This is a genomic window from Xanthobacter sp. (genome assembly GCF_041911315.1).
GTDB lineage: Bacteria > Pseudomonadota > Alphaproteobacteria > Rhizobiales > Xanthobacteraceae > Xanthobacter > Xanthobacter aminoxidans.
The window spans coordinates 1-19,831 of sequence record NZ_JAYRPE010000079.1 but is presented as its reverse complement, the minus strand read 5'-3'; the positions used below and the strand labels follow the sequence as shown (position 1 = coordinate 19,831).

The 19,831-nt window shown below is 64.3% G+C and carries 15 protein-coding genes and 2 pseudogenes; 12 read left to right on the top strand and 5 right to left on the bottom strand.

Annotation, left to right across the window (positions count from 1 at the left end):
* Nucleotides 1–34: 34 nt before the first annotated feature.
* The 4 genes from ACE3QW_RS22775 to ACE3QW_RS22760 all read right to left on the bottom strand — a co-directional run bounded on the left by ACE3QW_RS22775 (nucleotide 35) and on the right by ACE3QW_RS22760 (nucleotide 4,660).
* Nucleotides 35–1,090: a D-2-hydroxyacid dehydrogenase family protein gene (locus tag ACE3QW_RS22775; RefSeq protein ID WP_374254213.1), complete on the bottom strand. Its 1,056-nt coding sequence runs from the start codon at nucleotides 1,088–1,090 to the stop codon at nucleotides 35–37.
* Between the two features lie 55 nt (nucleotides 1,091–1,145).
* Nucleotides 1,146–2,294, bottom strand: a complete 1,149-nt coding sequence (locus tag ACE3QW_RS22770) for a 2-methylaconitate cis-trans isomerase PrpF family protein (protein WP_374254211.1) — start codon at nucleotides 2,292–2,294, stop codon at nucleotides 1,146–1,148.
* Between the two features lie 88 nt (nucleotides 2,295–2,382).
* On the bottom strand, nucleotides 2,383–3,591 hold the full coding sequence (locus ACE3QW_RS22765) for an ABC transporter substrate-binding protein (protein ID WP_029558084.1): 1,209 nt from the start codon (nucleotides 3,589–3,591) through the stop codon (nucleotides 2,383–2,385).
* Nucleotides 3,592–3,904: 313 nt separating this feature from the next.
* Nucleotides 3,905–4,660: a GntR family transcriptional regulator gene (locus tag ACE3QW_RS22760; protein ID WP_374254209.1), complete on the bottom strand. Its 756-nt coding sequence runs from the start codon at nucleotides 4,658–4,660 to the stop codon at nucleotides 3,905–3,907.
* Nucleotides 4,661–4,849: 189 nt separating this feature from the next.
* On the opposite strand from ACE3QW_RS22760, the gene ACE3QW_RS22755 reads away from it, so the two are divergent.
* The 12 genes and pseudogenes from ACE3QW_RS22755 (at nucleotide 4,850) to ACE3QW_RS22700 (ending at nucleotide 18,481) form a co-directional block, all read left to right on the top strand.
* Complete coding sequence (locus ACE3QW_RS22755) at nucleotides 4,850–5,719, top strand: oxaloacetate decarboxylase (protein ID WP_374254207.1); 870 nt, start codon at nucleotides 4,850–4,852, stop codon at nucleotides 5,717–5,719.
* Nucleotides 5,720–5,804: 85 nt separating this feature from the next.
* The gene (locus ACE3QW_RS22750; protein ID WP_374254205.1) at nucleotides 5,805–6,770 is read left to right on the top strand and encodes an ABC transporter substrate-binding protein; all 966 of its coding nucleotides are present in this window, start codon (nucleotides 5,805–5,807) and stop codon (nucleotides 6,768–6,770) included.
* Nucleotides 6,771–6,776: 6 nt separating this feature from the next.
* Complete coding sequence (locus ACE3QW_RS22745) at nucleotides 6,777–7,541, top strand: ABC transporter permease (RefSeq protein WP_051679178.1); 765 nt, start codon at nucleotides 6,777–6,779, stop codon at nucleotides 7,539–7,541.
* Nucleotides 7,529–8,362: an ABC transporter ATP-binding protein gene (locus ACE3QW_RS22740; protein WP_081837682.1), complete on the top strand. Its 834-nt coding sequence runs from the start codon at nucleotides 7,529–7,531 to the stop codon at nucleotides 8,360–8,362. Before ACE3QW_RS22745 ends, ACE3QW_RS22740 begins: the two co-directional genes overlap by 13 nt.
* Before the next feature lies 1 nt (nucleotide 8,363).
* The gene (locus ACE3QW_RS22735; RefSeq protein WP_374254203.1) at nucleotides 8,364–9,152 is read left to right on the top strand and encodes an ABC transporter permease; all 789 of its coding nucleotides are present in this window, start codon (nucleotides 8,364–8,366) and stop codon (nucleotides 9,150–9,152) included.
* A 48-nt stretch (nucleotides 9,153–9,200) separates the two neighbouring features.
* A complete protein-coding gene (locus tag ACE3QW_RS22730; RefSeq protein ID WP_374254201.1) occupies nucleotides 9,201–10,076 on the top strand; it encodes an oxaloacetate decarboxylase in 876 nt (291 codons plus the stop codon).
* Nucleotides 10,073–11,023 carry a DUF6282 family protein gene (locus tag ACE3QW_RS22725; RefSeq protein WP_374254199.1) on the top strand — a complete coding sequence of 317 codons (951 nt, stop codon included), beginning with the start codon at nucleotides 10,073–10,075 and terminating at the stop codon, nucleotides 11,021–11,023. Before ACE3QW_RS22730 ends, ACE3QW_RS22725 begins: the two co-directional genes overlap by 4 nt.
* A 123-nt stretch (nucleotides 11,024–11,146) precedes the next feature.
* Nucleotides 11,147–11,481: pseudogene (locus ACE3QW_RS22720) on the top strand (DDE-type integrase/transposase/recombinase); the annotation flags it as partial.
* Nucleotides 11,482–11,654: 173 nt separating this feature from the next.
* Nucleotides 11,655–13,517: a type I restriction-modification system subunit M gene (locus tag ACE3QW_RS22715; protein ID WP_374254197.1), complete on the top strand. Its 1,863-nt coding sequence runs from the start codon at nucleotides 11,655–11,657 to the stop codon at nucleotides 13,515–13,517.
* Nucleotides 13,514–14,761, top strand: a complete 1,248-nt coding sequence (locus ACE3QW_RS22710) for a restriction endonuclease subunit S (protein ID WP_374254195.1) — start codon at nucleotides 13,514–13,516, stop codon at nucleotides 14,759–14,761. Before ACE3QW_RS22715 ends, ACE3QW_RS22710 begins: the two co-directional genes overlap by 4 nt.
* Before the next feature lie 112 nt (nucleotides 14,762–14,873).
* A complete protein-coding gene (locus ACE3QW_RS22705; protein ID WP_374254193.1) occupies nucleotides 14,874–15,272 on the top strand; it encodes a hypothetical protein in 399 nt (132 codons plus the stop codon).
* A complete protein-coding gene (locus tag ACE3QW_RS22700; RefSeq protein ID WP_374254192.1) occupies nucleotides 15,272–18,481 on the top strand; it encodes a type I restriction endonuclease subunit R in 3,210 nt (1,069 codons plus the stop codon). The genes ACE3QW_RS22705 and ACE3QW_RS22700 overlap by 1 nt, the downstream gene beginning before the upstream one ends.
* A 2-nt stretch (nucleotides 18,482–18,483) precedes the next feature.
* On the opposite strand, the pseudogene ACE3QW_RS22695 reads toward ACE3QW_RS22700, so the two are convergent.
* Nucleotides 18,484–19,297: pseudogene (locus ACE3QW_RS22695) on the bottom strand (tyrosine-type recombinase/integrase).
* Between the last annotated feature and the right edge of the window lie 534 nt (nucleotides 19,298–19,831).

Below are 19,831 nucleotides of genomic sequence, written 5' to 3'. Positions count from 1 at the left end.
CTCCGGCGATGTCCTGGATGCGTTTCGGGGCCGGTCAGACGTGACCCGCTGCGAACATCTGTCGTGCCACCTGCGAGTCGGGCAGGAAGGGACGGGCAGCAGTGATCTGGTTGATAGGCGCACCGGCGAGCCAGGCGCGTAAGTTCTCAATCGTCTGCCCGTAGAAGATCTCGTAGTTCGCCTCGGTCACGAACCCGATGTGCGGCGTGGCGACCACGTTCGTGAGGGTTCTGAACGGGTGATCTTTCGGCAGCGGCTCGATCTCGAACACGTCGAGACCCGCACCGCCGATCCGTCGCTCCACGAGAGCGCGGACAAGCGCCTCCTCGTTGACGATCTGGGGACGTGCCGTGTTGATGATGACGGCATCCCTCTTCATCGCCGCAAGCTCCGCGTCGCCGACAAGGCCGAGCGTCGCATCCGTCAACGGCATGTGGATCGTGATCACGTCGGACAGACGGAACAGATCGGACTTTGACACGCACTTCACCCCATGGGGCGCGGTGCGCTCGGGTGTCAGGTTGGGGCTCCAGGCTACGACCTTCATTCCCAGGATCTGGCCGATGCGGGAGACGGGAATGCCCATGTTGCCCAGGCCGACGATGCCAAGGGTGAGCCCCGCGAGGTTGCGCCCGAGACCGATCTGCCAGCCGCCCGCGCGCAGCGAGGCCGTCTCCTGGGGCATGTGGCGCGTCAGCGAGAAGATCAGCGCCCAGGTCACCTCCACGGTGGTCTGGTGCAGGGCATCCGTCGCGCACACGAAGATGCCCCGCGCGTCGGCGGCGGCAAGGTCGATGGAGCGGGCATTGCGCATGCCTGTGGCCAGGATCACCTTCAGATCGGGCAAGGCGTTGATGACCTCCGCCGGAAACGCCGTCCGCTCGCGGATGCGCATGACCGCATGGAAGCCACGCAGGCGCCGGACCAGATCCTCGGACGTCGCCACGTGATCCGAGAACGCAACCGTCTCCACGCCGGCAATGGCGCCATGGGGCCAGAATCGCGCCGCCACGCCCTGGTAGTCATCGAGGATTGCCACCCGGAAAGGATTGGGGACGCTGCTCTTGGGATGAGGGCTCTTCTCGTTCATCGATACCCCTTGTCAGATCTCAGCTCGCGGGCCTTCGCTCCAGCGTGAGCGCGATTCAAACCCGGCCTCCGGCTGCCATGCCGATGTGCCAGGGCACCCAGACCCGGCCGTCGAACAATCGCCGCGCGGTCCGGTAGAAACTGCCGCTGCGCACCTGCCAGCCGTCCGGTGTCGGCACCACGTCGGCATCGACCGTCAGCACACCGGCGGGCATCGCCAGCCGCATGGGTCCGGCGGACCGTTCCGGCCGGCGGCATTCGGCGACGACCGATCCCTCCATCTGCGCCGCCGCCGCCGCGCAGAGCGAAATGGTGAGCGGCAGCGCCCGGTGCGGCTGGCCGTTGGAGATGGCTCGGATGACGAGATCGCCTTCGTCGCCGGCCTTCGCGGATGCGACGAAACAGATGAAGGGGATGACGGGTATCCGCCGCGCGGCTTCCACATCCGGCGCGATGCCCATTGCGACCGATGCCGTACAGCGGATGGCATCGAGCCGGGCAAGAATGTCGGCGCGTGCGTCCAGCTCCTGGGGCGCCTCGTGGCCCGTGAGGCCCACGTCTTCAGCCCGCACGAAGACGGCCGCATTGGCCGCGTCCACCATGGAGACCTCGATGCGTCCCAGGCCCGGCACATCCAGCACGTCGCGCACGGCTCCGGTGGGGAGCAGCCTACCGGTCGACGCCCCGCCCGGATCGATGAAATCCAGCCGGATGGGAGCGCCCGTCCCGCTCACACCGGGAATGGCCAGGTCGCCGTCGAACCGCGCACACCCGTCCTCGACGGGAAAGGTCGCATGGATGAGCTTGCTGGTGTTGGTGTTGAAGATGCGAACCCGCGCCTCGCCGCCTTCCTGCGGGGCGAGCATCATCTCGTCCAGAGCGAATGGCCCGACGGCCGAAGTCATGTTCCCGCAATTGCCGCTGTAATCGACGCGCGACGCGCCGATCGCGACCTGCGCGAACGTGTAGTCGACATCCGCGTCCGGCCGCTGGGAGGGCCCGACCACGCAGACCTTGGAAAGGGAGGAGAGACCTCCCCCCATTCCGTCCAACTGCCGTCCGTAGGGATCCGGACTCCCCATGGCCGCCGCGAACACTTCGTCCCACGTCGCCCGATCAGGAGGCAGATCGCGCGCGTGGAACATGAGCGCCTTGCTCGTGCCGCCACGCATGAAAACTGCCGGAATGGAACGCTGCGCGGCCAAAGCCCTACTCCCCGATCCACACCCCTGCCCGCCGCCCGCGCATCCTTACGTCCGGACGACATCGAACCTCACGACCTGCGCGCCGCCATCACACCTTGAGGAGACGGCACTTCGGATCCTTCTGCGCGGGAAACGCCGCCTCTTTCGAAACGGTGTCCACGAACTTCAGGAGATCCCAGGGATCCTTCGATTCAGCCGGGGTCTTGCCGACGAACCGGTAGATCTGGCGCACCACCATGCCGTCCCCGCGGATGAAGCCATCCTTCGTGGACATGTCGTTGATGGGCATCTTCCGCATGGCGGCGAGCACGTCCGCGGTCTGATCCGTATTGGCGGCCTGCAGGCCTTTGAAATAGTGGATCAACGCGTTGTAGGTGCCGGCATGCCCGACATCCGGCGGGCGGCCCGTCAGCTTGCGGAAGCGATCGGAAAAGGCGCGGGTCTCCGGATTGAGGTCCCAGTAGAAGGGCGCGGCGACCGGCATGCCCTGGATACCCTGCGGCCCCACCGCCTTCAGGTCGGAGTGGAAGGCGAACGGGGCGACCGGACGCATCGTCTTCACAATTCCGAAGTCGACGCACTGGCGCAGAAGGTTCACGAAGTCCTGCCCGAAAGTCACCACCCCGAGAACTTCCGCCTTGGAAGCCTGGGCGGTGAGCAGATGGGACGCGAAATCGGCCTCGCCCACCGGCGGGCGTGAGGTTCCCAGCACGGCGCCGCCCGCAGCCTTGATCAAAGGGGAGGCCTCGTCCTCCATGATGCGGCCGCCCGCATAGTCGGAGACGATGAAGTACCAGGTCTTTCCGCTGGTCTTCATTGCCATCTCGACCGTAAGCCGGACGATGGTGCGCGCCGTCCAGTTCCAGACAATGGCGTTGGGCGAGCAGTCCTGCTCGATCAAGACATCCGTCGAGGCATTCTGGACGATGTTGATCTTGTTCTTGTCGGCGGCAAGCTTCTGCACACCGAGCGCGACCGCGCTGTTGGTCAGGCCGGTGATGAGGCCGACCCCTTCGATGTCGTACCATTTGCGTGCGATGGAAAGGGCGAGGTCCGGCTTGTTCTGGTGATCGCCGCTGACGATCTCGATGGGGCGTCCAAGCACCTTGCCACCGAAATCCTCGACCGCCATCCGGGCCGCGATCGTCGTGCCATTCCCACCGAGGTCGGAAAAAACCCCCGACATGTCTTCGAGCACGCCGACCTTTATAGGCTGCATCTGTGCGTGCGCCCGCCCCAGGCCAGCACCAGTCAGTGCCAGCGCACCGCCAAACAAGACTGTTCGCCGCGAGACCATCGACACCTCCCTGTAGGCGCGGCGTGTTGTTCTGACATTTGGTGGCTGGAGCCCTCAATGGGAGACTCGCGGACGCCGACCGCCCCCTGGGACGGATCCGGCGCAGCCACGCAAACGCTGCCGCTACCATTATTGCTGTCGCCGCATCCATGTGCGGATGGCCAAGTCAGTCCCATGCCGCCCTCAAACTGTCAACAGTTTTCCGAAATTGCCGACAGACGGGACTGCATCATGCTGTTTTTGAGCGCTTCTCCATGGCGGATTGTCTGCAAGGTACGAAGCGCGCCAACGCCCCCGCGCGGCAAGGCGCCCCTCAATAGGAACGTTGCTGTCGCCGCGTCTCGCGGGGCGACGCGGCAGAGGCCTGGATCGAGGAGAGGGCATTCAAGCGCGCATTGCGAATGTGCCGCCGCATGCAGCCTTCGGCGGCATCCGGGCTCCGGCTGAGGAGCGCGGCCAGAATTTCCCGATGCTCGCCGAATGCCTCCTTGGCCCGGCCGGGCTGAGCGCTCGCCCGCAGCCGGTGCAGGCGGAGCTGATAGTAGAGACCATCCAGAAGAAGGCGCTCCAGCTGCTCACAACGGGCACCCTTGATGATGGCGAAATGGAAGTCATCGTCGCCGACACCCTGGTGATAGGCTTGCCCGGACGAAATATCCTGCTGCCGGCCATGCTCCTCCAGAAGATCGCCCAGTGCCGCAAGCTCGGATGTGGTCATATGTTCCGCAGCAAGCCTTGCCGCCATACCCTCCAGGGCCTCTCGGACGATGAAAAGCTGCGACACTTCTTCCGGACGGAAGTCGATGACACGGATGCCGATGCGTGGCGTGCGCATCACGAGGCGCCCCTCAAGGCGGCCGAGCGCCTCGCGGAGGGGCCCCCGGCTGATGCCGAGCTGGCGGGCAAGCTCCGATTCGGACAAGCGCTGCCCCGGCAGGTATCGACCTGACGTGATGACCTGCACCAGCTTCACGAAGGCCTCTTCCGCCAGCGAGGTCAAGGCGATGGGCTCAATGGCGCCGGGCCCCGACTGAGGGTCGGAATGAAGCGGGATCGGCCGGGTGGCCATGGTTGCACCTCACGCGTTGAAGGGCACTCCTGCTGACAGGACTGCCGATTATTTTTACTGAAAACACCATATCATCCCGGCAGACATTGAAGAAGCGCGCGCAGTCGGTCCAAACCCAAAACTGTTGACAGTCGTCAGTATCCGGGTCTAGCTGAAGGCCAATGCCCCTGCCGCGGCGAGAGGAAACGGATGCGATCCGCGCTCGTTCTAAAAGACCTGGTTGCCCGCAGGGCGGCCATCACCGTGCCCGGCACGGCGAATGCCATGTTCGCACGGGTGATCGAGAACCTCGGCTTCGACGCCATCTATGTCAGCGGTGCCGGCATCGCCAACATGGCGCTGGGTGCGCCGGACATCGGCCTGACGACCCTGACGGAGGTCGCGGAGGCAACGGCCGCCATCGCGGACGCCGTCTCCCTGCCGATCATCGTGGATGCCGACACCGGCTTCGGCAACGCGGTCAACATGGTGCGGACCATCCGCATGCTGGAGCGCGCCGGGGCGGCAGGTATCCAGATCGAAGATCAGGTCTTTCCCAAAAAGTGCGGGCACTTCTCGGGCAAGGAAGTGATCCCGACCGGCGAAATGGTCCAGAAGATCAAGGCGGCCGTCGACGCGAGGGTTGATGGCGACATCCAGATCATCGCCCGCACCGACGCCGCCGCGGTGGAAGGCTTCGACCGCGCGATGGAGCGGGCCCATGCCTTCATCGAAGCCGGCGCCGACATGACCTTCGTGGAAGCGCCCGTTACCGTCGAAGAGCTGGCCCGCATCCCGCGCGAACTTCCCGTGCCGCAGATCGCCAACATCGTCTTTGGCGGCCGCACGCCCGATCCGGGCCGCGAGCAGCTCGGGCAGATGGGCTTCTCGCTGGTGCTCTACGCAAACGCCGCTTTGCAGGCGGCGCTGAAGGCCTCCTACGAGGTTCTGGAGGCGCTGAAGCGGGAGGGGTCGCTCGCCAGCGTCAGCCACCGGCTCGCCACGTTCGATGAACGTCAGAAGGCCGTCGCCAAGGATCATTGGGACGAACTGGAGAGCCGCTACAGCGCCGTTCCCTGAGGCGGGGAACCCGCCGGTCCATTTGCGACGACGCGTGCAGAGGCCTCGATCAACAAGAGGCCCAACCACATCTGGGAGGACGAAAATGATCTCGGCCACGAGGCGCGTATTCCTGAGTGCCGCCGGCATTGCGCTGCTGGCCTTCGCATCCCCCGCATGCGCGCAGAACCCGAAGCTGCGTGTCGGCGGCACACCGAACTACGGCCCGGTCCTGCCGATCATGGCGGCGGAGAAGCTTGGGCTTTTCAAGAAGGCGGGCGTGGACGTCGAATTCTCCGGCTACCAGGGTGGCAGCGCCTCCATGGAGGCGCTCGCGGCCGGTGAAGCCGACATCGTCAACTTCATTCCCCCGGGGCTGGCGCTGGCCAGGGCACGGGGCGTGAAGGCGAGGATCATCAGCGCGGGCACCATCACGCCACGCGGATGGTGGGTCATGTCGCGCGAAGATTCCGCCATCAAGACGATCAAGGATCTCGTGGGCAAGAAGGTCGGCACCAGCTCGCCCGGCGCCGCCACCGATTTCTTTGCCCTGTGGGTGGAGAGCCAGTCGGGCGGCACCTTCACGCGCGTTCCCGTCGGCGGCTCGGGCCTCATTCCGAACCTCACCGCCAAGAATGTGGATGCCGTGGTTGCCTTCCCGCCGGTGTCCTACCGCATCGCCAGCTCGGGGCTCGGACGCGTGGTCGTCGACCTGGGCACGGCCATGAAGCCCAATGTCCCCGACGTGTGGGTCGCCTCCGACGAGGCGATCGCGAAAAAGCCCGAGGCCGTCAAGAAATTCCTCGCCGCCTTCTATGGTGCCGTCCGCTACATGCAGGAAAACCGGGCGTGGACGGTCAAGTTCATCGATGAGGCCACGAAGTTCGGCGAAGCTGTTGCCGGCGAGGAGTTCGACAATACGGTCAAGGGGCTCTCCGCCGACGGCGCGTTCAAGGAGGAGTGGGTTCAGGAATCCCTCAATCTTGCGACGCTCGCCGGGATGAAGGAGCTGCCACCGGCAGCCTCGCTCTACACCACCGAGTTCGTGCCGGTCACGCCGCTTTCGCCCTGACCGGCCATGACCGCATCACCCCACAGCTGGCGCATCCGCGCCGTGCAGTTCGGGGCCGTGGCGATCGTCGCGGCCCTGTGGGAATTCGCACCGCGGGCCGGCCTTGCCGATCCGACGCTGTTGCCGCCGTTCTCCGAGGTCCTGAAGCAGCTCATCGTGCTGCTCTCCGAGGGCAGCGTCGTGAAGGATCTCGCCATCACCGCGAGCGAGGTCGCACTCGCCTTCGCCATCGTCGCGCCGCTCGGGGTGGGCTGCGGCCTGCTGCTCGCCGAAAACGACTATATTGGACGGGTTTTCAAACCCTTCTTCTACTTCCTGGCGAGCGTGCCGAAATCGGTATTCCTGCCTGCCTTCATCCTGCTGTTCGGCATCGGCTTCGGGCAGAAGGTGGCATTCGGCGTCTTCCAGGCCATCTTCGTCCTCGTCATCAGCACCGTCGCGGCCGTGGCGAGCGTCGAGCCAGAGCTTGTGAAGCTCGCCCGCGCCTACGGTGCCTCGCGGGCACGGATTTATGCCGAGATCTACTGGCCCTCCATGCTTCCCTTCATCGTCGAAGGCATGCGGCTCGGCGTCATCTTCTCCATCACCGGTGTGGTCTTCGCCGAGATGGCGGTGGCGCGCGCCGGCATGGGTGCGCGGATCGCGACCTGGGGGCAGACCTTCCAGATGCCGGACCTCTATGCGGGCGTCCTTCTGGTTTCCCTGCTCAGCATCACCGTCAACGAGGCCCTGCGCGCCTACGAGAGAAAGGTCGGAAAATGGCGAGGCTGACGGCCGGCAAGCTCGATGCGGCGGACGACGAACGCGGCGCGGCCGGTGCCGGCCAGGCGGGACCCGCGCCGGTGGATGTGGCCGTGGAGCATATCTCCCACATCTACGGCGCCGGGGCCGTGAAGGCACTGGACGACGTGAACTTCACCGTCGAGCGGGGCCGGTTTGTTGGCCTCGTGGGGCCGAGCGGCTGCGGAAAATCTTCGTTGCTGCTGATGCTTGCGGGCCTGATGCAGCCGAGCGAAGGGCGCATCGTGGTCGAGGGGACCGAGCTGTCCAGGCCCGATCCCGAGCGGGTCGGCGTGGTGTTTCAGGAAGCGAGCCTCCTGCCATGGAAGACGGCGCGCGAGAACGTGGAGTTTCCGCTGAAGGTGCGCGGCATCGGCAAGACTGAGCGGCGCGCGCGCGCCGACGCCTTCCTCGATCTCGTCGGCCTGTCGGAGTTCAAGGATCGCCTGCCCAACCAGCTTTCGGGCGGCATGCGCCATCGCGTTTCCATCGCCCGCGGCTTCTGCCAGGACCCGCACATCCTGCTCATGGACGAGCCCTTCGCCGCCCTCGACGAGCAGACCCGGATGACCATGGGCAACGAGCTGCTGAACATCTGGGAGAAGCGTCGCAAGACCGTGATCTTCGTCACCCACAGCCTGACCGAGGCGGTCTATCTGTGCGACGAGGTCGTGGTGATGAGCCATAGGCCCGGACGGATCCTCGAACGCATCGAGATCGATCTGCCGCGTCCGCGCACCTACGAGATGATGGCGACGGAAAAGTTCGGGCGCCTGAGGGATCACATCTGGCGCCTCATCCGGAAGGACTGACATGACCTCCGACGCATCCGGGGCCGCGCGCCCGTTCATCAGCGTCCGTCAGCTCCAGGTCCTGCTCCTCGCCGGCCTGATCGCCGCGTGGGAAATCCTGCCCCGGGCGGGGCTGGTGCCGCCGGTCATTCTCGCGCCCTTCTCGGCCACCCTTGGGGTCGGCTTCACCTCGTTCGGCATCTTCGCACCGGCCCTGCTGACGACGCTGGGCGAGATCGCGGTGGGCCTCGTCATCGCCTATGTGGGCGGGGGCAGCATCGGGCTCATTCTCGGCAGTGTGCGGGGGCTTCGGCTCACGCTGCTTCCGCTGCTGTCCTCGGCCTATGCCATTCCCTTCGTGGTGATCTATCCGATCCTCATCGCCTGGATCGGCATCGGACCCCAGTCCAAGATCTGGTTCGGCGGCATGTATGGCCTGTTTCCCATGGCACTGGCGACAGCGGCGGGCGTGCAGCTCGTGGATGAGCGCCTCCTGCTCGCGGCGCGCAGCATGGGCGCGAACAGGCGCCAGCAGATCCTCGAGGTGATGATCCCCGCCACCCTGCCGGCGCTGGTCGCGGGCCTGCGGCTCGGCGGCGCGCTGGTGATCATCGGGGTGGTGGTGGCGGAAATGCTCGCCTCCACCGGCGGCATCGGATTCCTCATCACCCAGTACCGCACCATGTTCCAGACACCGCAGGTCTATTTCGGGGTGCTCATCGTCCTCGTTCTCGCCGGCGGTCTCGACTGGCTGATCGGACGGCTGGAACGCTGGGCGACACCGGCCCACCGGACCCGCGAGGCCCTCTGAAGCGCCGCGCAGCAGGGCGCGCCGTCCCCACAAACCGAGGAGGTCGCATTGCCCCATCCCGCAGCGCTTCTGCGCGCCCGCCTCACCCGGCCGGAGATCCTGATCGTGCCCGGCGGGGGCTCCCCCCTGGAGCTGAAGCTCATTGAGGGGGCCGGCTTCGAGGCCGCCTACGTCAGCGGGTACGCCGCGGCCGCGGCGCGCCATGGCGTCCCCGACATCGGACTCATCGCCTATGCCGAGCAGGCCGAGCTGGTGCGGGCCACGCGGCAGGTGACCGATCTCCCGCTCATCGTCGATTGCGACACGGGCTATGGCGATGTCGCCAATGTCGCGCGCACGGTGCGCGGCATGGAGGCGCTCGGCGTGGCCGCCGTCCAGATCGAAGACCAGGCGTGGCCGAAGAAGTGCGGCCACATGGACGGAAAAATCGTCGAGCCCGAAGATGTCGCCCTGCGCAAGCTCGACGCCGCCTTGGCCGCCCGCCAGGCCGATACGGTGGTGATCGCCCGGACAGATGCCCGCGGCCCCCGCGGCATGGAGGCCGCGCTTTCCCGCTGCCGCAAGTTTCGCGCGGTCGGTGCCGATGTGCTGTTCGTCGACGGGCCGGAATCCGCCGAAGAGTTGCGCATCATCGGCCGCGAGCTTGATGGCCCCCTGATGGTGAACATGTCCGAAAGCGGCAAGACGCCCCTCTTCTCAGCCGTAGAGCTTGAGGCCATGGGCTTCTCCATCGTGATCTTCCCGAGCTCGACGGTCCGCATCATGGTCCGCCAGGTCTCGACTTTCCTCGCCGACCTGAAGGCGACCGGCGATTCCCGCTCCTGGATGGACCGCATGGCGAGCCTGTCCGAAACCAACGCGGCGCTCGGCCTGTCGGAGATCAGGGCGTTCGAGGCGAACATCCTGGAGAGGCAAAAATCATGAGCGAATTCCCGTATCCCTGGCCCCCGGGAGGTCCCTCCCCGGCAGATGAACTGGTGCGAGGGGCCATCGACCTGCACCATCACGGCTATCCGGAAATCGCCTTCGATCACCGGACCCGGCATGAGGATTGGGACGAGCTCGCCATCGCACGCGCCGCTGGCATGGCCGGTATCGTGCTGAAGTCGCACATGTGGCCGACCGTCGGGCGCGCGTATCACCTGCGCCGGATGGTACCGGGCATCGATGTCCACGCCTCGATCACGCTGAATCCGATCGCAGGCGGCTTCAGCCCGCTTGCCGTCGAGGCCGCCGCGCGGCAGGGCGCCCGCGTCATGTTCTTTCCCACATGGGGCGCCGCCCATGACCGGGAGCGGAGCGGCATGTCGCGGCATCTCGGCCACATTCTCCCCCGTGCTGCGGGCCTCACGCGCGAGGCCGGCCTGAGGGCCATCGACGAAGCCGGGCGGGTTCTCCCCGAGGTGTGCGAGTGCCTCGCCGTTGCGGCCGAGCACAAGATGCTGGTCTGCACCGCGCACATATCGCCGAAGGAGAGCATTGCCGTGGCCCAGAAGGCCAAGGACTTCGGCATCGAGTCCGTGGTCTTTTCCCACCCGGACAGCAACTCGGTCGCGGCGTCACGCGAGGAAATCCGGGACATGGTTGCGCTCGATGCCGTCTGCGAGTTCTGCACCCTCGGCATGCTGCCTCAATTCCAGCGCATCTCTCCCAGGCTGGCCATGGAGATCATCTCGGAAATCAGCGCCGACCGGGCGATCATAACCTCCGATTATTTCTTCGAATGGTCTCCCCCAGCCTCCGAAACCCTCCGCATGCTCGCCGGAACCTTCCTCGATCTAGGCATGCCATTCGCTGACGTCCGCAAGATGATGAAAGACACCCCCGCACGGCTGCTCGGCATCGACTTGCCGCCGTGTCCGAGCCAGTAGGACATTGGGTTCAGACCCCGGCCGTCGGATTGAGCTTAATCCCAAACGGCAGGCAGGCCATCACGGCGTCGCGCGACGGCCTACGCGCCCAAGACGATGAGCATCTCCTTGCCTCCGAAGCGGGACTTCACCTATGTGTCGACTTGGCCGGCTTCGTCTACGTAGCCTTCGTGATCGACGCCTATGCCCGCCGCATCGTCGGCTGGCGGGTGAGCAGGACAGCCCATGCCAGCTTCGTGCTGGATACGCTGGAGCAGGCCCTACATGAGCGCCACCCTGTTCATCGCGGCGGCCTCGTGCACCATAGTGATCGCGGCTCGCAATACGTGAGCATCCGCCACAGCGAGCGCCTGGCGGAAGCCGGCATCGAGCCCTCCGTCGGCAGCGTGGGTGACAGCTACGACAACGCAATCGCCGAGACGATCAATGGCCTCCACAAGGCCGAGGTCAGGCGCGGCGCATCGATACCGGCGATCTGGCGAGCGACCTTGCCGCCTTCCTGAAGGCGCGCGGCGTTTAGCTCGCATTCTGCAAGCGGAATTGTCACCGGAGCGGAAAGAGGTATTGCCGCTATTTCGGCAACCCTGAATATGGGCGATCGGACGGGTTGAGTCGTGCTGGCGGATCGCACGTGGTCGGACTGGGGATAACAGACGAGATGGCGCGGCAGGTGCTCAAGGACAAATTTACCGCTCTTCTCGGGGAGCTTGGCGGGTCCGCCGGCAATGGGCGCCTGCTCGAAGCCCTCGCATGGGAGAGGGCGACCTATGACGCCGTCAAGGCGGAGCTGATTGACGAGGGTGTAATTCTTCCCGGCCGAGGACGGGGCGGCTCGGTCCGGCTCGCCAACGCAGAGGACATGGAAGCCGAGGAGGCGACGGCCGAGGAGCCGCCTGCCCCGCCCACCCAGTCGAAGACGTCCCGCGGTCCATCCAACGGCAACGGCAAAGGCGGCGACCTGGGCATCGAGGCGGAGCTGTTCAAGACCGCCGACAAGCTGCGCGGCAACATGGAGCCGTCGGACTACAAGCACGTCGCCCTCGGCCTCATTTTCCTGAAGCACATCTCGGACAGCTTCGAGGCGAAGCGAACCGAGTTGCTCGCGACCTATCCCGAGGGCGCCGAGGATCGGGACGAATACACCGCCGACAATGTCTTCTGGGTGCCGCCCACCGCGCGGTGGTCGCATCTTCAGGCCAATGCGAAGCTGCCGGGCATCGGCAAGCTCATCGACGAGGCGATGCTCGCCATCGAGAAGGACAACGAGAACCTCAAGGGTGTGCTGCCGAAGGATTATGCCCGCCCCGCGCTCAATGCGGTGATGCTGGGGGAGTTGATCGATCTTGTCTCCAATATCGCGCTGGGGCAGGAGAAGGGCGCGGCGCGCGATCTGCTCGGCCGGGTTTATGAATATTTCCTCGGCCAGTTCGCCGGCTCCGAGGGCAAGCGCGGCGGCGAATTCTACACCCCGCGCTCGGTGGTGCGGGTGATGGTGGAGATGCTGGAGCCGTTCAAGGGGCGTGTCTACGATCCCTGCTGCGGTTCGGGCGGCATGTTCGTCCAGTCGGAGCGCTTCGTGGAGGAGCACGGCGGGCGCATCGGCGATATTGCCGTCTACGGGCAGGAGAGCAATTACACCACGTGGCGCCTGTGCAAGATGAACCTTGCTGTGCGCGGCATCGACGCCGACATCAAATGGAACAACGAAGGCAGCTTCCACAAGGACGAGCTGCGCGACCTGAAGGCCGACTTCATCCTCGCCAATCCGCCCTTCAACATCTCCGATTGGGGCGGCGAGCGGCTACGGGAAGATGTGCGCTGGCGCTATGGCGTGCCGCCCGCCGGCAATGCCAATTTCGCCTGGGTGCAGCATATCGTGCACCACCTCGCCCCGGCGGGCGTGGCGGGGGTGGTGCTGGCCAACGGCTCCATGTCCTCCACCCAGAATGGCGAGGGTGAGATTCGCCGAGCGCTGATTGAGGGGGTGAAGGACGCGCCGGGGGTCGTGGATTGCATGGTGGCACTGCCGGGGCAGCTCTTCTATTCCACCCAGATTCCCGCCTGCCTGTGGTTCCTGGCGCGAGACCGCTCCAACGGCATCGCCCGCAACGCCAAGCTGCGCGACCGGCGCGGCGAGGTGCTGTTCATCGATGCCCGCAAGCTCGGCCACATGGTGGACCGCACCCGCAAGGAACTCTCCGACACCGACATCGACAGGATCGCCCGCACCTACCACGCCTGGCGCGGCGAGGCTGACGCGGGGACTTATGCGGACGTGCCCGGCTTCTGCAAGGCGGCGACGCTGGAGGAGATCGGCAGCCACGGCTTCGTGCTGACGCCGGGGCGCTATGTGGGGGCAGAGGAGGCGGAGGAGGACGCGGTGCCGTTTGCGGAGCGGTTTGAGGCTTTGAGGGCGAAGTTGGAGGACCAACTGGCAGATAGCCAGCGCAAGTCAGATCAGATTGTCTTACAGCTTGCGAGGATTTTTCAGTGAATCGCAATGCAATTCAATTTCACGACCTGGTCAGGCAATGCTGTCTTGACGTTGGAGATGGCTACCGCGCCAAGAACGACGAATTAGGAGAAGGTGGCCCCGTTTTCTTACGAAGCGCATATTTGCAGAATAGCGGGTTTGTTTTTGATAAGCCGGTGAGATTTCGCTCAGCCGATGTCACGAAATTTGGCCCGAAAATCAGCAGAATTGATGATGTTGTTATCACCACAAAGGGGAACTCAACAGGTCGCGTAGGGAGAATTCGCCGCGAGCAAGTTGGTGCCGTCTATTCTCCGCATTTGTCGTACTGGCGAAGTCGAAATGCAGAGCGACTGAATCAGATATTCCTATATTATTGGTCGCTCGGCAGCGAGTTCCAGTCACAGTTGTCAGGCATGGCGCACAGCACTGATATGGCTCCGTATCTCAGCCTGCGCGATCAACTCCGCCTGACGATCAGCCTTCCCCCTATTGAACAGCAAAATGCCATCGCTTCCATTCTGGGCGCCCTCGACGACAAGATCGAACTCAACCGGCGGATGAACGAGACGCTGGAGGCGATGGCGCGGGCGATTTTCAAGGATTGGTTCGTCGATTTCGGCCCCACCCGCGCCAAGATGGAAGGCCGCGCGCCCTACCTCGCCCCGGACATCTGGTCGCTGTTTCCTGAACGGCTGGATGAGGAGGGGAAGCCGGAGGGGTGGCAACATCGTCGCTTATTGGATCTTTGTGAACTCAAGCGCGGTTATGACTTGCCGATTGCCCAGAGAGAGCAGGGATCAGTCCCGATCATTTCTTCTTCCGGTTTTTCGGGTACACACAACCAATCGATGGCAACGGCGCCGGGCGTCGTAACAGGTCGATATGGCACGATCGGCCATGCTTTTTTCATCGAAGAGGATTTTTGGCCGCTAAACACAGCGCTCTATGTCCGTGATTTCAAAGGATCGGCGCCGCGATTTGTTTTTTATATTCTTAATTCTATAGATTTTATGATTTATTCTGATAAAGGAGCCGTTCCGGGGATCAATCGGAATCACTTACATGAACACGTTGTGATCAAGCCTTCGTCCGATGTTGAAAAGCAATTTGCATCCATGCTTGAGCCCTTCTGGCAAAGACAACGTCTGAACAAGCTTGAAAACGCGTCACTCGCCGCCACCCGCGACCTTCTCCTCCCCAAGCTCATGTCCGGCGAGATCCGTGTGAAGGACGCCGAGAAAGTCATCGAGGAGGTGGCATGAACGCCGGCTCAGTTATAGCTCGCAGCGGCGTGACAGTGCGTGTCTCGACGCTCCGTGGCTTCAGCCAATCCCTCCGCGCCACGGCTCCTTACGAGAAGAGGGCGCAACAATCATGATCGAACGTTCGACGCTCAAGAGCGTCGCTGAACGAGCTCTCGACCTTCTGGCTGAAGAGCATCCCTTGGGACATCAAGCTTCCAAGGCAAGACGCTATGTGCTGCGAACGCGATCCGGCACGATGGAATTGATGGTTGAAAGGAACCCCGAGGCACCGACAAATATATGGATGCTTCAGGATCGGGCTGCTGGCCTGATCGGAAAAAGTCTAACTCCCTCGTTTTCTCCTGCTGGTAAATTGTACAAAGTCCATGGGTCCGACGGAAAAATGAACTACGGCCGCCACAGCGCTCTTGAGAAGATGCCCGAACTTGGGCGGGCCGATCTCGTCTACTTTGCGCCGAAGGATTTCACCGAGCTTGGGGTCATTCTCGATTATCTGGCTGGATTGTGATGGCCTACCTCTCCGAAGCCGCCCTTGAACAGCTCATGCTCGATCAGCTCGGCGCGCTCGGCTATGCCTGCGCCAGCGAGGCGGAGATCGGGCCGGACGGGACGGCGCCGGAGCGGGAGAGCAATTCCGACGTCATCCTCCTGAAGCGCCTTACCGCCGCCATCGACCGGCTCAACCCCACGATCCCCGCCGAGGCGCGGGGCGATGCGCTGCGCAAGGTGCTGGCCACCGAGATGCCCTCCCTGGTCGAGGAGAACCGCCGCCTCAGCCGGCTGATGGTGGAGGGCGTGCCGGTGGAATATTACGCCGAGGACGGCACCATTCGCGGCGACACGGTGCGGCTGATCGATTTCGATGCTGTGGACGCCAACGACTGGCTCGCCACCCGCCAGTTTCCTATCGTCGCGGGCGGCTTCAGCCGACGGCCGGACGTGGTGGCGTTCGTAAACGGCCTGCCCCTCGGCGTCATCGAGCTGAAGGCGCCGGGTAGCGAGAGTGCCACCCTCGCCGGCGCCTATACCCAGCTCCAGACCTACAAGACGCAGATCCCCGCCCTGTTCCACACCAACGCGGTGCTCGTCACCTCAGACGGACTTTCCGCCCGCATCGGCTCGCTCACCGCCGACCAGGAGCGCTTCATGCCCTGGCGCACCACGGACGGCGCCGCCATCGCCCCTAAGGGCCAGCCGGAACTTTCCGTGCTGATCGAAGGCGTGTTCGAGCGCCGCCGCCTGCTCGATCTGGTGCGCGACTTCACCGTGTTCGGCGAGACCGGCGCGGGCCTCGCCAAGATCATCGCCGGCTATCACCAGTTCCACGCCGTCAAGCGCGCCGTCGCCTCCACCCTGCGCGCCCTGGCGCTGAACACGGGAAGCGAGCCCGACGGCTTCCACGAGGAGCCGGCGAAGTACGGCCTTCCCGATGCTCAGGACCACGCGGCGGGCGACAAGCGCATCGGCGTCATCTGGCACACGCAGGGCTCCGGCAAGAGCCTGCTCATGGCCTTCTATGCCGGCCAATTGGTGCGCCATCCCGGCATGGAGAACCCGACCATCGTCGTCGTCACCGACCGCAACGATCTCGACGAGCAGCTTTTCAACACCTTCGCCATGTGCCGCGATCTGATCCGCCAGACGCCGGTTCGGGTGGATAGCCGCGAGGAATTGCAAACCGAGCTGCAACGCGCCTCCGGCGGCGTGATCTTCACCACAATCCAGAAGTTCGCGCCCGGCATCGGCGAGGCGAGCTACCCCACCCTTACCTCCCGCCGCAACGTGGTGGTCATCGCCGACGAGGCCCACCGCAGCCAGTACGGCTTCGGCGCGCGGGTGGAAAAATCCGGCGCCATGGCCTACGGCTTCGCCAAGCACCTGCGCGACGCGCTGCCCAACGCCTCCTTCATCGGCTTCACCGGAACGCCCATCGAGAAGGACGACGTGAACACGCCGATGGTGTTCGGCGACTATATCGACATCTACGACATCTCCCGCGCGGTGGAGGACGGCGCCACGGTGCCGATCTATTACGAAAGCCGCCTCGCCCGCATCACGCTGCCGGAGGACGAGAAGCCTCGCATCGATGCCGAGATTGAGGAGCTGACTGAGGATCAGGCCGTCACCGAGCAGGAGGCCATCAAGCGCAAGTGGGCGACCATCGAAGCTCTGGTCGGCTCACGCAAGCGGCTGAAGATGATCGCCGAGGATCTGGTGCAGCATTTGGAAAGCCGCCTCGCCGCCCTAGACGGCAAGGCCATGGCGGTGTGCATGAGCCGGCGCATCTGCGTCGCGCTCTATGACGAGATCATCGCGCTTCGTCCTGCCTGGCACAGCGACGACGACGCGGCCGGCGCCATAAAGGTGGTGATGACCGGCTCGGCCTCCGATCCTCCGGACTGGCAGCAGCACATCGGCGGCAAGGCACGGCGTGAAAAGCTCGCCACCCGGGCGAAGGATGCAAACGATCCGCTCAAACTGGTGATCGTGCGCGACATGTGGCTGACTGGCTTCGATGCGCCGTCCATGCACACCATGTATGTGGACAAGCCAATGAAGGGCCACGGCCTGATGCAGGCCATCGCCCGCGTGAACCGCGTGTTCCGCGACAAGCCCGCGGGCCTCGTGGTGGACTATATTGGCATCGCACAGAACCTGAAAGCCGCACTCGGCCAGTATTCCGGCGCCGATCAGCGGCAAACGGGGATTAACGAGGCTGAAGCCGTCGCCGCCCTGCTTGAGGCACATGAGGCCGTCGCGGCCATGTATCACGGCTTCGACTATCAGCGCGGCATCACAGGCACGCCTTACGAGCGTCTCGCCATGCTGGCCGAAGCCATGGAATGGATCTTGGCGCGCCAGCAGGAGGCTGCCGCCCGCGTCACCAGCGACGAGGACAAGAGGCGCGAGCATCGCCGCTATCAGGATGCGGTGCTCGTCCTGTCCAAAGCCTTCGCCTTAGCTGCCGCCAGCGACGACGCGCGCGGGATCAGGGACGAGGTGGGCTTCTTCCAGGCGGTGCGCGCCGCACTCGTCAAGATGACCGCGGTGGGTGGCAACGGCAGCGTTGGACGTGACTTCGCCATTCAGCAGATCCTCGACCGCGCGGTGATCTCGACCGAGATCGTTGACATCCTCGGCGCCGCAGGGCTCCAGACGCCCGACATCTCGATCCTGTCCGACGAGTTTCTTGCCGAAGTTCAGCAGCTGGAGAAAAAGAACCTCGCTCTAGAGGCCCTGCGCAAGCTGCTGAATGATGAAATCCACTCGCGTACCCGCACGAATGTCGTCGAGACCAAGAGATTTTCGGAGCGCCTTGAGGCGGCAATCGCACGATACCATACGAATGCGATCAGCACTGTTGAGGTACTTCAGGAACTCATCGGCCTTGCAAGGGATGTGCGGGCAGCCCGCGTGCGCGGCGAGGAAGAAGGCCTGTCGCCTGACGAAATCGCCTTTTATGACGCGCTCGCCGAGAATGAGAGTGCGGTCCAGGTGATGGGCAACAATTCGCTGAAGGTGATCGCCCATGAATTGCTCGTCGGCCTCAAGGGTAGCGCCTCGGTGGATTGGTCGCACCGGGAGAGCGCGCGAGCCAAAATGCGGGTGCTGGTGAAGCGGGTTTTGCGGAAGCACGGATATCCGCCCGATCTTCAGGATGCGGCGGTCCAGACGGTTCTGCGACAAGCCGAGTTACTCTCAGCGAGTTGGGCGTAGCTTCACCCCTTCCCCTTCCACGCCTCCAGCTTGTCCGCCCACCACTGCATCATCCGCACCCGCTCCTCCCAATGCTCCCCGCGGGCATAGGCGCGGCGGATGGCGTCGGCGTCCTCGTGGGCGAGCTGGCGTTCGATGGCGTCGGAGTTCCACTGGCTGCTTTCATTCAGCAGCGTTGACGCGGTGGCGCGGAAGCCGTGGGCCGTGACTTCGTCGGTGGTGTAGCCCATGCGGCGCAGGGCGGCATTCAGGGTGTTTTCCGAGATCGAGCGCACAGTGGATCGGACAGAGGGGAAAACGAGGCGCCCGGTTCCCGTATGCAAGTGCAGTTCGCGCAGGCGCGCCACTGCCTGTGTCGACAAGGGGATGCGGTGGGGACGGCGCATCTTCATCCGCGCGGCGGGAATGGTCCAGACGGCCTTGTCCAGATTGAATTCCGCCCATTCGGCCGCGCGAAGCTCGCCGGGACGGGGGAAGAGCAGCGGGAGCAAGGCCAGCGCCGTGCGCGTCGTCACCTGCCCATCGAATGAATCGAGGGCGCGCCGCCATGCGCGATTCGCGCCGGGCCTTGGCAGGATCGATGCCGTCCGCGAGCTGGGCCTTGGCTTCGTCTCGCTTCTCGCGCGCCTTGGCGAGCGTGACGATCGGGTAGGCGCCCAAGACGATGAGCTTCTCCTTGCCTCAGAAGCGGCACTTCAGCCGCCAGAGGCGCGAGCCGTTCTGACTGACGAGGAGGTGCAGCCCACCGCTGTCCGACGCCTTGAACGGCTTCTCTGAGGGCTTGAGATTGCGAATGGCAAGGTCGGTAAGTGCCATCGGTGGGGGTATTGCCGCTGGGGGTATGGAGCCGATACCCTCAAAGCTACCCCCAGATTCGCCGGATGCAACCGCACCTTGCCGGATGGGCAAGACGGGCTAAATTATTGATTTTTCAGGATTGAGGATTGCTTCGGACGCTATTGGAGCGCGAAATGGTGCCCAGGGGCGGGGCGCTGTGGGCTCGGAAAATCAATCTCCTGTAGCTGAGTGGGAAAGCTAGTTATTTCACCCAACGGCAACAGCTCGCAGTGGGCTTTTTCTCACCAAATGCCCCGCCCTCGCCATTCAAGGAAAAGTGAATCCTTCAATTAGTGCCGAACTATAGCTTTAGCTCCGCATCGCTGACGTCAATGGGGGTGTGCTCGGCGGGCTGGAAAGGGGCTGGTGTCGGCTGACGTGACCCCCTTTTCTCATCCAGCCATAACGAGAGTCCTAGGTTGATTTGAGCCTTGGTGGTGGTGGGTGGCAAGAGGCGTCCGCGCGGAGCCTCCAGGCTGCGCAGCGCGGTCGCCGGACTCTCCGGATAAGGCG

Coding starts and splice junctions, on each gene's coding strand:
- ACE3QW_RS22775 (WP_374254213.1), bottom strand. CDS start 1,090: ATGAACGAGAAGAGCCCTCATCCCAAGAGCAGCGTCCCCAATCCTTTC.
- ACE3QW_RS22765 (WP_029558084.1), bottom strand. CDS start 3,591: ATGGTCTCGCGGCGAACAGTCTTGTTTGGCGGTGCGCTGGCACTGACT.
- ACE3QW_RS22760 (WP_374254209.1), bottom strand. CDS start 4,660: ATGGCCACCCGGCCGATCCCGCTTCATTCCGACCCTCAGTCGGGGCCC.
- ACE3QW_RS22755 (WP_374254207.1), top strand. CDS start 4,850: ATGCGATCCGCGCTCGTTCTAAAAGACCTGGTTGCCCGCAGGGCGGCC.
- ACE3QW_RS22750 (WP_374254205.1), top strand. CDS start 5,805: ATGATCTCGGCCACGAGGCGCGTATTCCTGAGTGCCGCCGGCATTGCG.
- ACE3QW_RS22745 (WP_051679178.1), top strand. CDS start 6,777: ATGACCGCATCACCCCACAGCTGGCGCATCCGCGCCGTGCAGTTCGGG.
- ACE3QW_RS22740 (WP_081837682.1), top strand. CDS start 7,529: ATGGCGAGGCTGACGGCCGGCAAGCTCGATGCGGCGGACGACGAACGC.
- ACE3QW_RS22735 (WP_374254203.1), top strand. CDS start 8,364: ATGACCTCCGACGCATCCGGGGCCGCGCGCCCGTTCATCAGCGTCCGT.
- ACE3QW_RS22725 (WP_374254199.1), top strand. CDS start 10,073: ATGAGCGAATTCCCGTATCCCTGGCCCCCGGGAGGTCCCTCCCCGGCA.
- ACE3QW_RS22705 (WP_374254193.1), top strand. CDS start 14,874: ATGATCGAACGTTCGACGCTCAAGAGCGTCGCTGAACGAGCTCTCGAC.
- ACE3QW_RS22700 (WP_374254192.1), top strand. CDS start 15,272: ATGGCCTACCTCTCCGAAGCCGCCCTTGAACAGCTCATGCTCGATCAG.